This window comes from Rhizobium sp. 9140 (genome assembly GCF_900067135.1).
In the GTDB taxonomy this organism is placed as follows: Bacteria; Pseudomonadota; Alphaproteobacteria; order Rhizobiales; family Rhizobiaceae; genus Ferranicluibacter.
Genome location: NZ_FJUR01000001.1, coordinates 2,344,876 through 2,357,396, shown reverse-complemented (window position 1 = coordinate 2,357,396; position 12,521 = coordinate 2,344,876). Strand labels below are relative to the sequence as shown.

General features: G+C 61.4%; 11 protein-coding genes and 1 tRNA gene. 9 read left to right on the top strand and 3 right to left on the bottom strand.

The genetic code is table 11. From position 1 onward, the window contains the following. Window positions 1-7: 7 nt before the first annotated feature. Window positions 8-1,261 carry a threonine ammonia-lyase gene (ilvA, locus tag GA0004734_RS11100; protein WP_092933691.1) on the bottom strand — a complete coding sequence of 418 codons (1,254 nt, stop codon included), beginning with the start codon at window positions 1,259-1,261 and terminating at the stop codon, window positions 8-10. 231 nt (window positions 1,262-1,492) lie between these two features. Between ilvA and GA0004734_RS11095 the strand changes: the two genes are divergently transcribed. Continuing rightward, window positions 1,493-2,095 (top strand): hypothetical protein, encoded by a 603-nt coding sequence (locus GA0004734_RS11095; protein WP_092933689.1) that lies wholly within the window; start codon window positions 1,493-1,495, stop codon window positions 2,093-2,095. Next, window positions 2,092-2,820 carry an HAD family hydrolase gene (locus GA0004734_RS11090; protein WP_245292399.1) on the top strand — a complete coding sequence of 243 codons (729 nt, stop codon included), beginning with the start codon at window positions 2,092-2,094 and terminating at the stop codon, window positions 2,818-2,820. Before GA0004734_RS11095 ends, GA0004734_RS11090 begins: the two co-directional genes overlap by 4 nt. Window positions 2,821-2,880: 60 nt before the next feature. Here the strand turns inward: GA0004734_RS11090 and GA0004734_RS11085 are convergent, their stop codons facing one another. Next, window positions 2,881-3,633, bottom strand: coding sequence for a competence/damage-inducible protein A (locus tag GA0004734_RS11085; protein WP_092933687.1), 753 nt, complete (start codon window positions 3,631-3,633; stop codon window positions 2,881-2,883). A 153-nt stretch (window positions 3,634-3,786) separates the two neighbouring features. On the opposite strand from GA0004734_RS11085, the gene wrbA reads away from it, so the two are divergent. The 3 genes from wrbA (at window position 3,787) to GA0004734_RS11070 (ending at window position 5,459) form a co-directional block, all read left to right on the top strand. Then, window positions 3,787-4,386: an NAD(P)H:quinone oxidoreductase gene (gene wrbA, locus GA0004734_RS11080; protein ID WP_062467978.1), complete on the top strand. Its 600-nt coding sequence runs from the start codon at window positions 3,787-3,789 to the stop codon at window positions 4,384-4,386. Window positions 4,387-4,512: 126 nt separating this feature from the next. Then, entirely contained in the window at window positions 4,513-5,034 is a 522-nt protein-coding gene (locus GA0004734_RS11075) for a DMT family transporter (protein ID WP_245292398.1), read from the top strand. Further along, window positions 5,031-5,459: a DMT family transporter gene (locus GA0004734_RS11070; RefSeq protein ID WP_092933685.1), complete on the top strand. Its 429-nt coding sequence runs from the start codon at window positions 5,031-5,033 to the stop codon at window positions 5,457-5,459. The genes GA0004734_RS11075 and GA0004734_RS11070 overlap by 4 nt, the downstream gene beginning before the upstream one ends. Before the next feature lie 12 nt (window positions 5,460-5,471). On the opposite strand, the gene GA0004734_RS11065 is transcribed toward GA0004734_RS11070, so the two are convergent. Continuing rightward, window positions 5,472-6,521: a metallophosphoesterase gene (locus GA0004734_RS11065; protein WP_245292397.1), complete on the bottom strand. Its 1,050-nt coding sequence runs from the start codon at window positions 6,519-6,521 to the stop codon at window positions 5,472-5,474. A gap of 234 nt (window positions 6,522-6,755) precedes the next feature. Here GA0004734_RS11065 and GA0004734_RS11060 point away from each other — a divergent pair, with 234 nt between their 5' ends. The 4 genes from GA0004734_RS11060 to GA0004734_RS11045 all read left to right on the top strand — a co-directional run bounded on the left by GA0004734_RS11060 (window position 6,756) and on the right by GA0004734_RS11045 (window position 12,378). Continuing rightward, window positions 6,756-7,001: a DUF2188 domain-containing protein gene (locus GA0004734_RS11060; protein ID WP_092933683.1), complete on the top strand. Its 246-nt coding sequence runs from the start codon at window positions 6,756-6,758 to the stop codon at window positions 6,999-7,001. A 211-nt stretch (window positions 7,002-7,212) separates the two neighbouring features. After that, window positions 7,213-7,297: transfer RNA gene (locus tag GA0004734_RS11055), tRNA-Leu, on the top strand. 103 nt (window positions 7,298-7,400) lie between these two features. Further along, window positions 7,401-7,898, top strand: coding sequence for a xanthine phosphoribosyltransferase (gene gpt, locus GA0004734_RS11050; RefSeq protein ID WP_092933679.1), 498 nt, complete (start codon window positions 7,401-7,403; stop codon window positions 7,896-7,898). A 652-nt stretch (window positions 7,899-8,550) separates the two neighbouring features. Beyond that, window positions 8,551-12,378, top strand: a complete 3,828-nt coding sequence (locus tag GA0004734_RS11045; RefSeq protein ID WP_092933677.1) for a vitamin B12-dependent ribonucleotide reductase — start codon at window positions 8,551-8,553, stop codon at window positions 12,376-12,378. The last annotated feature ends 143 nt before the right edge of the window (window positions 12,379-12,521 follow it).

Here is a 12,521-nt window from a genome sequence, read left to right as displayed (position 1 = left end):
TAAACGATCAGATGACGAGGTTCGACAGGATATCGTTGTCGGTGATGTCCTGATATTTCAGACCTGCGGCATCGAAGGCCATCATCAGCCTGGGGAAGTTTTCCGGCCGCTTGGTTTCGATGCCGATGAGGATCGAGCCGAAGTTGCGGGCAGACTTCTTCAGATATTCGAAGCGGGCGATATCGTCCTCTTCACCGAGCAAGCCGAGAAAATCCTTCAAGGCGCCCGGCCGCTGCGCCATGCGCAGGATGAAGTACTTCTTCAGCCCGAGATGCCGCATTGCCCGTTCCTTGACGTCGGGCAGGCGCTCGAAGTCGAAATTGCCGCCGGAGACGACGGCCACGATGGTCTTGCCGGCAAGCTGTGCTGCGTCCAGTTCGGCAAGCGCGGTAATGGCAAGGGCGCCTGCCGGCTCCAACACGACACCCTCAAGGTTGAGCATTTCTGTGATGGTTACGCAGATCGCGTTTTCAGGCAGAAGAAGCGTCTGGCTTGCCGAAAAGTGCTTCAGGCGCTCGAAGTTCAGGTCGCCGATGCGGCCGACGGCGGCTCCGTCCACGAAGTTATCGACCTGCTCCAGCGTCACCACGGCGCCCGTTTCCAGACTGCGCTTGAGGCTCGGAGCACCTTCCGGCTCGCAGAAGACGAAGCCGGTCGGATCGACTCGACCTGCGAAATAGCCGGTCATGCCGGCGGAAAGGCCGCCACCGCCAACCGGCATGATCACCATGTCGGGCACGACACCTTCGGGCAATTGAGTCGCAACTTCCGCGGCGACGGTCGCCTGCCCCTCGATGATATCGGCATGGTCGAAGGGCGGCACCATCATGCCGCCGGTCGCCTCCACATGATCCCGCGCCGCCTTGTAGCACTGGTCGAAAATGTCGCCGACGAGCTTGATGGTGATGAACGGACCGCCGAACATGCGCGTCTTGTCGATCTTCTGCTGCGGCGTCGTCACGGGCATGAACACGATGCCTTCGACGCCGAAATGGCGGCAGACGAAAGCGAAGCCCTGGGCGTGATTGCCGGCGGATGCGCAGACGAAAATCCGATCCCGCACACCGGCCGCAATGGCCTTGCGGAAGAAGTTGAACGCGCCGCGGATCTTGTAGGAGCGAACGGGCGAGAGGTCCTCGCGCTTGAGGTAGATCTTCGCGCCGTATCGGGCACTCAGGTGATCGTTGAACTGCAAGGGCGTTTCGGGAAAGAGATCGCGCAGCGCCAGCGCTGCCGTGTCCACATCCTGCGTGAAGCTCATCGTTCCGTCCTTGCTGTTCCCGGCGCATTCGCAATGGAATCCCGCCCGACGACATCCGTCTCTGTGCAGGTTGCTATGCCACAGACCGCTCGCGGATGCCATGCGGAGGAAAGGTCGCTCGACGAGGCTTGACTCGTTCCCGCAAATTGCGAAACTTCGTGCGAGGTCAGGCAGTTATGCCGGGTGGCATCGGTTGGATGATGCCGCTGAAGCTTTGGGAGAGTGGGGGAAATGCAGTCGATCTTCAAAACGGCGCGAGCGTTCGGTCTTGCGGTTCTGGTTCTGGGCATCCTGCCTGTCGGCGGCGCTATCGCCGGCCCGTTGGTGGATGCCGCCACCCGTGCCGAGCAGATGGCCGCCTCCGGCGATGTTGCGGGTGCCCGCGCTGCCATCCGGAATGCCGTCAGCGACTTCTCGGCCGGCCTGCCTTTTGCTGTTGGCACCGCAACCTTCGTGGCAAGAGACCCCTCCGGCTTCGGCATGTTCGAGCCGCGCGCCAACAGCGTCTTCAAGCCGGGTGAAAAGATCGTGGCCTATATCGAACCCATGGGACTGACCTGGAAGCCGGCGCAAGTGCCCGACAAAATGGAGACACGATTCACGGTCGATTTCGACCTGCTGGATGCCGGCGGCACCGTTCTCGGCAGCCAGAAGGCCTTCGGAAACTTCACCTTCACCGGCGTCAGCAAAAATGCAGAAATCTTCGCGACCCTGACGCTGGATGTCAGCGAAGCACCCGTCGGCAGCTACGTGCTGCGCTATCACCTCGATGATACGAATTCCGGAAGGACCGCGGCGGTCGATCTGCCCTTCTCCATCGCGGTCGCGCCTTGACGATCGTGCCACGTTCGTCGCTGTCGGTTACCCGCCCGCTGCTCGTTGGGTTCGATGCGGACGATACCCTTTGGGAGAACGAGCAGTTCTACCGCCTGACGGAGGAGGCTTTCGCCGCCCTGCTTGCCGATCACTGCGAGGCCGCCCATCTGTCGGAACGCCTGCTGGCCGCTGAGCGGCGCAATCTCGAGCTCTACGGCTTCGGCATCAAGGGCTTCACCCTGTCGATGATCGAGACGGCGCTGGAACTGACAGACGGCGAATTGCCAGGACATGTCGTCGGACGTATTCTGGAAATCGGTCGCGAGATGCTGCGCCACCCGGTGGACCTGCTACCGTCGGCGCGCGAAACGCTGGATGCGCTTTCCGGCCGGTACAGGCTGGTCATGATTACGAAAGGCGACCTGTTCGATCAGGAGCGCAAGCTCGCCGCATCCGGCCTCGGTCCGCTCTTCGATGGCATCGAGATCGTCAGCGACAAGACGGAAGACATCTACAGAGGCATCTTTGCCCGGCACGGCACGGAGCCGGGCCGCTGTGTCATGATCGGAAACTCACTGAAATCCGATATTCTGCCGGTTCTTGGCGCCGGGGCATACGCTATCTTCATTCCGCACGACCTCACATGGATCCACGAACATGCGGAGACGCCCGAAGGCGATCCGCGGTTCTACCAGGCGGCGGATCTCTCCGCCGTGCCCGGAATTCTCGCAGGGATGGGCTAGGCATTTCCAGGCGACGCGTCTTCGCTTCGCCGTCGGACAAAGTTGTCGGAACGGAAAGCTCTACGTCCGCCGGCTCGCGGCGATGCCGTCCAGCATGGCCTTCACATCGGCTTCCGCTGCGACCAGGATAGCCGCGTCGCGGGCGCGGATGACGAGTTCCGTCGAGAAGGACGTTCCGTCGAACTTTGGATAGGAGCCAATGCTCGTTTCCGGATGCGCCTTCTGGACCTCGCCCAGGGGGCCACCGATATCGCCCTCGCCGAACGGCGACTGGACGGAACGCGAGAGCACCGTGGCACCCGTCTTCAGTGTCGGTAGGACGGCTTGGAGCATCGCCTGGAACACCTGCGGTACGCCGGCCATGACATGGACATTGCCGATGACGAAACCCGGAGCCGTGGAGACGGCATTCGGGATATGGGTGGAGCCGTTCGGCATGCGCGCCATGCGACGGCGCGCTTCGGTGAACTCCATGTTGCGGCGAGCATACATGTCGCCGAGCAGCGTCATGGCCTCTGGATCGTGGATGCACTCGACGCCGAAGGCGCGAGACACGGCATCGGCCGTGATGTCATCGTGGGTGGGGCCAATGCCGCCGGATGTGAAGACGTAATCGTAGTGGCCGCGAAGGCCGTTCAGCGCGGCAACGATCGCTTCCTCGTCATCGGCGACGATTCGCACCTCCTTCAGGTCTATGCCGGAGATCGTCAGGAGGTCGGCGAGGTGGCCGATGTTCTTGTCCTTGGTCCGGCCGGAGAGAAGCTCGTCGCCGATGGCCAGCATGGCGGCCGTTACGATCGTGTCCGTGGTCATCGTGCATGTCCTTGTCAAAACGCGCATCGTTCATCCCGAACGATGCATTGTCAATATTAGTGAACAGTCTGTTATCCCAAGCGTTTCTGACAGCGCCTGCTCGACGTGGTAAAGCAGCGCTACGCAAAGACGCCGATCCTTGAGGAGATCACGATGGCAAAAGTTCTGGTTCTCTACTACTCGGCCTATGGTCACATCGAAGCCATGGCCTATGCGGTCGCGGAAGGCGCGAAGGCAGAAGGCGCCGACGTCGTCGTAAAGCGCGTGCCGGAACTCGTTCCCGATGATGTCGCCAAGGCATCCCACTACAAGATGGATCAGGCCGCACCGATTGCAACGGCGGCGGAACTGGCTGACTACGACGCGATCATCTTCGGCTGCGGCACCCGTTACGGCGGCTTCGCCTCGCAGATGCGCAACTTCATCGATCAGACCGGCGGCCTCTGGTTCTCCGGCGCGCTGGTCGGAAAGGTCGGCTCGGCCTTTACCTCCTCGGCCACGCAGCATGGCGGCCAGGAATCGACGCTCCTCTCCTTCATCCCCACCCTTCTGCATCATGGCATGGTCGTCGTCGGCCTGCCCTATGCTTTCCAAGGCCAGATGGGTCTTGAGGAAATCAAGGGTGGCACGCCTTATGGCGCCTCCACGATCACCGGCGGCGACGGCTCGCGTATGCCCTCCGAGGTCGAACTCGAAGGTGCGCGCTTCCAGGGCGCGCACGTCGCCAAGATCGCGGCCAAGCTGACCGCCTGATCGATAACTGCCTCCCAAGGCCATGCGAAGGCCGTCCGCAGTGTCCTGCGGGCGGCCTTTTGTGTTTTCGTCCGAAACCGGAAACCCGATGATCGGGCTTGCGCGACTCTGAGGGATCGCAGACGTATGGCGCATCCGCATCGCCTTTCCGGGATCGTCATGACCTCCACCGCACCCATCGACAACCCGCATCCTCTCTTCTTCCTCGCCGCCTTTGCGACCGGCGGATTGCTGACGCTGATGGTGCATTTCAACGGCGAACTCGCCCGCTACGGCAACCCACTCTTTTCCTCCTGGACGGCGCATGGCACCGGCACGATTGCCGCCCTCGCCTTTCTCGGCCTTCTCTACCGGCGCGGCCGCGTGAAACCGGTGGGGCAGCCGCCGGCGCCGATCTGGGCTTATCTCGGTGGCATCTCCGGCGCTGCGACGGTCATGCTGACCTCTACCGCCGTAAACTCGCCGCTGGCCCTTGCCGGTACGCTGGCGCTCGGCCTGTCGGGACAGGCGATCTTCAGCCTCGCGGCGGATCACTGGGGTTTGTTCGGGCTGGCGAAGCGGCGGCTGACGATCCGCAATCTTGGCGCCCTCGCGCTTATTCTGGCCGGAAGCGCCCTCATCATCCTCGAAGGTCGGAGCGCCGCATGATCGTCGCAATCCTTCTTGCCTGCTCGGCCGGCGTCCTCATCGGCATCAGCCGCCAGATCAACGGACGGCTGAGCCTGTCGACCTCTCCGCTGATCGCTTCCTTCTGGAACCACATCGTCGGCTTTGCCTTCCTGACGGTTCTTGGCCTCATCCTCGGCGATCTGCTGCCGGCCGGTGCCGAACAGGTGCCGTGGTACGACTATCTCGGCGGGCCGATCGGCGTCGTCTTCGTCGCTGCAGGAAGCTGGGTCATCGCCCGGATCGGCGCTGTCAACACGGCGCTGATGATGATCGGCGGGCAGATGGTGTCGGGCGTCGTCCTCGACCTCGCTCTGTCGGTCCCGACCGCTCTCGGGCCAACGGCGCTTGGCGTCGTCCTGGTGCTGGCCGGCATCGCGCTGTCGCAGGGCAAGCGACGGGCGTGAGAGGCTGGTTTGCTATTCGCCGGCAAGGTTTTTCGAGAAGGCGGTCGTAAACGCTACGCCGCCCTGATCGTCTGAAGCTTCCCCGAGGACCACGTCCATGGCCGTATCGGTCACTCGGATGACCGCGAAGCCACCCTTGAAGGCAGCCTTCGGCTTGAACACGTCGATGCCGCCAGCCTTGTAGGCCATCGGCGTATCGTGCTCGTGGCCGTGAAAGATGCCGATGACGTTGTACCCCTTGAGCGTGTCCAGAAGTGCGGTACGTTCGGCCTCGCTCCACCAGTGCGGGTCGCCCGTTCCCTGATCGTCGAAGGTCTCGTGACCGGCATCCCAGCGCTCGATGGAAAACGAGTCCCATCCGTAATGCTGGAACAGCACTACGGGGCGGCCGTCCGCGGCTGCTGTCGCCAGATCCTTCTTCAACCAATCGAGCCCGCTGACGGCACCCTTCCGGTCGTCGCCGCCAAAGCGCTGGAGCTGCACGAGATGCAACCGGCCCCAGTTCCAGGAATAGTTGTCCGAATCCACATCGTAGTTGTCGGCGGGAATGGACGGCGTGAAGAAGACGCTCGGGCGATGGTTGACCTCGACGTAGTCGCGAAGCTCCCGCCGGTACCAGTCAGGATGGCTCGGCGGGCCATCCTGATCGAGATCGTGATTTCCGAGCCCAACATAGACCGGCATATGCACATGCTGCGCGTCCATGCCTTGCGCATAGCGCTGGCTGAACTGGCGCAGCTGCCACCCCTCGCCCGGCACCGCGACCTGCCCGCCGCCATCGTCGGTAATATCTCCGCCCATCACGAGACCGGCGGGTTCGCCGAGCAGCCGGCCGGCGCTGGCAAGCCCGCTCGACGTGTCGGAGACCGTCGCGGGCCAGACTTGCTTGGAAAGAGCGTTCAATGCCCGGATATGCCGCAACAGCGCCGCATCCGTCTTGCCCTCCTGTTCGCAATCCGGCGACAGGCCTTCCGCCATACGGCAGGCATGGACATCGGTGGCGAAGACGAAGGTCACATCCGTGGGTCCCTGTTCTGCCAGCGCCGGAAAGGAAACAAACATGATCAGTACCAAGGTGATACAAGGCAAACCGATCTGCCAGCCAAAACCATCTCCGCCGGAATACCGCATTGTCATTCCCTCCCCGGTCTTTCGGCAAGCGCTGTGAAGCTACTGCTAGCACGAACCTTTGCCGGCGCAAAAGCTGGAGGCCTTGCCGCACGGGAACGATCGCCGACCGTTGCCCGTTATCCCGGCAGGCACGAACCGCCTCAACAGCAAGATTGGGAGATAAGTATGGTCAAGGTCGTCTACGATATCGTCGAGCACGACGGCGGATGGGCCTACAAGGTCGGAGACGTCTTCTCGGAAAGCTTTCCAACGCACGAGCATGCTTTGCGCGCTGCAAAGGCTGTGGCTGCCGAGCAGCAGGTCGGCGGATCGGACGAAGAGATCAGCTTTCAGGACGCCTCCGGCCAGTGGCATGATGAACATGCCAGCGGAGGAGATCGCCCGGAAGCCGTCGTCGAGGACAAGGGATAAGATCAAAAATGAATGGCGCCTCTCTCCTTGAGGGAGAGAGGCTAAAAGCATGCGTCATGAAAATCGTCGATATGCGGATCGACAGTTTCTCTATCGCCCACGGGTTGCTTGCCTGCAACGTGAAGCTGTTATTAAGCTTTACGGGGACGGTTAATCCCGGGGCGCTCCGGCTTGACGAACGCCTTCGGTTATCGGAAAGACTGTAGCCACTGCGGACGTGGCGAAATTGGTAGACGCAAGAGACTTAAAATCTCTCGAGGAGACTCGTACGGGTTCGACCCCCGTCGTCCGCACCAGTCTTTGCCGTGGGTGAACGTCATCCCCTTCTTGAAAATGTTCGGGCTTTGCCGCAAAACCGCTTTTTGCGTCAGATACGCCCAGACACGCTCGGAGCCCGCCATGTCCCTTCCTGAAAAAGCCTTCCCCGTTTCCTGGGACCAGTTCCACCGAGATGCGCGCGCGCTTGCCTGGCGCCTGGCGGATCAGGGAGTGGAATGGAAGGCGATTGTCTGCATCACGCGCGGTGGACTCGTACCGGCAGCGATCATTTCGCGGGAACTGAACATTCGGATGATCGAGACGGTCTGCGTCGCGTCCTATCATGACTATTCATCTCAAGGGCAGATGGAGGTCATCAAGGCGATCTCCGAGGAAATCCGTGCCGATGGCGGCGAGCGCGTGCTGATCGTGGACGATCTTACGGACACCGGCAAAACCGCCGCCATCGTGCGGGCCATGCTGCCGAAGGCGCATTTTGCTGCCGTCTATGCCAAGCCGAAGGGGCGCCCACAGGTCGATACGTTCGTGACCGAGGTCAGCCAGGATACATGGATTTATTTTCCATGGGACATGGGCTTTTCCTATCAGGAGCCGATCGCCAAGGGATCGCGCGGGTAAACCGATGCCGGTAACAGGCTTTGAGGATTGCTCATATCAAGGGGGCTTGGAGGCGGTGCGTCCACCCTCCACCCTGCGTTCTTTGTTAGCGCTTAGCCCGGCAATGCGTGGCTTTTATGACACCATGTTGACCGAGGCGGATGATCTCAACAAGTTTTTGTCCACAAGTTTTCATGGAACGAATGGCCCAATCGGTAAGTGTAGACCACAAGTGACTGATTTCCTTAGGTCACTCAGTTTCTTCCTATTTCCACAAGATATAGTCGGCAGTGGACGATAAGACGCAAGCCCTTGACGGTGCCACCGGACTCGCGATTAATCATAATCGAGACTGGCATGAGGCCAGACGACGGCCCAGTCGGCGGCTTGCCCCGGATTGCGCCATTATCCTGAACTTGTTGGAGATCCTGCCTTCACGGCGGGAACGCGTGTTAAAAAATGAACTTTAAAAATAAAATCACGCTTGCGCGACCAGCAAACAGCTCGATAGTTTTATCTACATCTGGTAGATTGAGAGCCTAAAGAACACCATATATCGGATTCCATGATTGGCATCCATCGAGACGCACCACCGGCCGGCAATGTCGCGGCTCGGAAGGACTTTTGCGTGCCTGAAAAGCGCATGCCACGGACAGAATAAGGATCGGGACAGATGCAGATCGAACGTCGCTTTACCAAGGCGGGCCAATCGGCCTATGCAGACATCGCATTCCGCAAGGCGGTGAGCGAGATCAAGAACCCGGACGGTTCCATCGTCTTCCGGCTTGCCGATATCGACGTGCCCACCCAATTCAGCCAGGTCGCAGCCGACATTCTGGCTCAGAAGTATTTCCGCAAGGCCGGCGTTCCCGCGCGCCTGAAAAAGGTCGAGGAAAACTCGGTCCCCTCGTGGCTGTGGCGTTCGGTCGCCGATGAGACTGCGCTGAAGGACCTCCCGAAAGACGAGCAATACGGCTCGGAAACCGATGCCCGGCAGGTCTTCGATCGCCTTGCCGGCACATGGACCTACTGGGGCTGGAAGGGCAATTACTTCGCCTCCGAGGAAGATGCCCTCGCCTTCCGCGACGAGCTTGCCTACATGCTGGCGACGCAGCGCGTGGCACCGAACTCGCCACAGTGGTTCAACACCGGCCTGCATTGGGCCTATGGCATCGACGGCCCCGGCCAGGGCCATTTCTACGTCGATCCTTTCACGGGCAAGCTCGTCAAGTCGAAGTCGTCCTACGAGCATCCGCAGCCGCATGCCTGCTTCATCCAGTCGGTCGGTGACGATCTCGTCAACGAAGGTGGCATCATGGACCTGTGGGTGCGCGAAGCGCGCCTCTTCAAGTACGGTTCCGGCACCGGCTCCAATTTCTCCTACCTGCGCGGCGAAGGCGAAAAGCTTTCGGGCGGCGGCAAATCCTCCGGCCTGATGAGCTTCCTCAAGATCGGCGACCGCGCAGCCGGCGCCATCAAGTCGGGCGGCACCACGCGCCGCGCCGCCAAGATGGTCGTCGTCGACATCGACCATCCCGATATCGAAGACTACATCAACTGGAAGGTGAAAGAGGAGCAGAAGGTTGCGGCGCTCGTCACCGGCTCCAAGATCGTTGCCATGCACCTCAAGGCCATCATGAAGGCCTGCGTGAACTGCGAGGGTCCTGACGGCGCTTGCTACGATCCGAACGAGAACCCTGCGCTGAAGCGCGAGATCAAGGCCGCCAAGAAGGATCAGGTTCCGGAAAACTACATCCAGCGCGTCATCCAGTTCGCGCGTCAGGGTTATAAGGATATCGACTTCAAGACCTATGACACGGACTGGGATTCCGAAGCCTACCTCACGGTCTCCGGCCAGAACTCCAACAATTCCGTTTCGCTGCGCGACGACTTCCTCAAGGCCGTCGAGGCCGACGGTGACTGGAACCTGACCGCCCGCAAGGACGGCCGCGTCATGAAGACGCTGAAGGCGCGCGACCTGTGGGAGAGCATTTCCTACGCCGCCTGGGCCTCGGCCGATCCGGGGCTGCACTTCAACACGACCATGAACGACTGGCACACCTGCCCGGCCGCCGGCTCCATCCGCGCGTCCAACCCGTGCTCGGAATACATGTTCCTGGACGATACGGCCTGCAACCTCGCATCGCTGAACCTGCTTCAGTTCAAGGATCAGACCACCAAGAACATCGATATCGCCGACTACGAACACGCCGTCCGCCTCTGGACGATCGTTCTCGAAATCTCGGTGATGATGGCGCAGTTCCCGTCGAAGGAAATTGCAGAGCGCTCCTACGAGTACCGTACGCTGGGGCTCGGCTATGCCAACATCGGCGGCCTGCTGATGTCGTCCGGCATTCCTTATGACAGCAAGGAAGGCCGCGCCATCGCCGGCGCTCTGACCGCCGTCATGACGGGCGTCTCCTATGCGACGTCTGCGGAAATCGCCGCCAAGCTCGGCCCGTTCCCAGGTTTCAAGCCGAACCGCGACAACATGCTGCGTGTCATCCGCAACCATGCCCGCGCTGCCCGTGGCGAAGCGAACGGCTATGAAGGCCTGTCGGTCGCGCCCGTGCCGCTCGTCCATTCCGAGTGCCCGGACCAGACGCTGGTCACGCATGCCGTTGCGGCCTGGGAGAAGGCTCTGTCGCTCGGCGAGCAGCATGGCTACCGCAATGCCCAGGTTTCGGTCATCGCGCCGACCGGCACGATCGGTCTTGTCATGGATTGCGACACCACCGGCATCGAGCCCGATTTCGCTCTGGTAAAGTTCAAGAAGCTTGCCGGCGGCGGCTACTTCAAGATCATCAACCGTGCCGTTCCCGAAGCCCTGCGCACGCTCGGCTATTCGGAAAGCCAGATCGCCGAGATCGAGGCCTATGCCGTCGGTCACGGCAACATCAATCAGGCGCCGGCCGTCAATTCCGGCTCGCTGCGTGCCAAGGGCTTCACGGATGACAAGATCGAGGCGATCAACGGCGCAACGAAGGCCGCGTTCGACATCAAGTTCGTCTTCAACCAGTGGACGCTCGGCGTCGATTTTCTGAAGAACACGCTGAAGGTCAGCGACGAGCAGCTTGCCGACATCAGCTTCAACCTGCTGGAGCACATCGGCTTCTCCCGCAAAGAGATCGAAGCGGCGAACGTACATGTCTGCGGCGCGATGACGCTGGAAGGCGCGCCGTTCCTGAAGGACGAGCACCTGCCGGTGTTCGATTGCGCCAACCCCTGCGGCAAGATCGGCAAGCGCTACCTCTCGGTCGATAGCCACATCCGCATGATGGCGGCCGCCCAACCGTTCATCTCCGGTGCAATCTCCAAGACGATCAACATGCCGAACGAGGCGACCGTCGAGGACTGCAAGAACGCCTACATGCTCTCCTGGAAGCTCGCGCTGAAGGCCAACGCCCTCTACCGCGACGGCTCCAAGCTCTCGCAGCCGCTGAATGCCTCGCTGATCGAGGACGAAGAGGACGAGGACGCTCTGGAAACGCTGATCCAGCAGCCGGTGGCGGCACAAGCCGTTACGGTCACGGAAAAGATCGTCGAGCGCGTGATCGAACGGATCACCCGCGAGCGCGAAAAGCTGCCGAACCGCCGTCAGGGTTATACCCAGAAGGCGATCGTCGGCGGACACAAGGTCTACCTGCGCACTGGCGAATTCGGCGATGGCCGGATCGGCGAGATCTTCATCGACATGCACAAGGAAGGTGCTGCCTTCCGTGCGATGATGAACAACTTTGCCATCTCCATCTCGTTGGGTCTCCAGTACGGCGTGCCGCTTGAGGAGTTCGTGGAGGCCTTCACCTTTACGAAGTTCGAGCCGGCCGGCATGGTGCAGGGCAATGACGCGATCAAGAACGCGACGTCGATCCTCGACTACGTGTTCCGCGAGCTTGCCGTCTCCTATCTCGGTCGTCACGACCTTGCCCACGTCGATACCTCCGACTTCGGCAACACGGCGCTCGGCAAGGGCATCCAGGAAGGCAAGACCAACCTGCTCTCGACGGGTTGGACACGCGGCCACAAGCCGACACTGGTATCCGGTGCAACAACGACCGGTGCCGGCATCGACCGCGCAAACAGCGAGCCCAAGGGATCGGCAACAACGGCCCCTGCCCGCGGTGCGTCGCCCAGTGGCACGGTGACCCCGTTTGCAGGCTCCGCCGCGCGAAAGCTGGAGCCGGCAACGTCGATCTCCACGTCGGAAGTCGTCGCCTTCAAGCGCGACTACGAGGAACGGATCGCCGAAATCGTCGAGCAGGTCACGACCGAAGTCGCCGAGCCGCCACGCGACGTGACCGCTCTCTTCTCCGACAAGGCCGCCGCGGAAGCTGCCGCTGCGAAGTCGGATGCCAAGAAGCGCGAGACAGAACGCCGCATGCGCTCGATCGCACAGGGCTACACCGGCAATATGTGCTCGGAATGCCAAAACTTCACGATGGTCCGCAACGGCACCTGCGAGAAGTGCGACACCTGCGGCGCGACCAGCGGCTGCAGTTGAGCAGACCGGAGCCGTTAGACGGTCCGGTCCGGTAACGACCACGACACGGACAACCCGCCGATGGCAGCATCGGCGGGTTGTTTCGTTTTGGCGGTTGGCTCTTTCCAAACGCCCGCCACGGGAACAGGCGAGGCCTGTGAGGG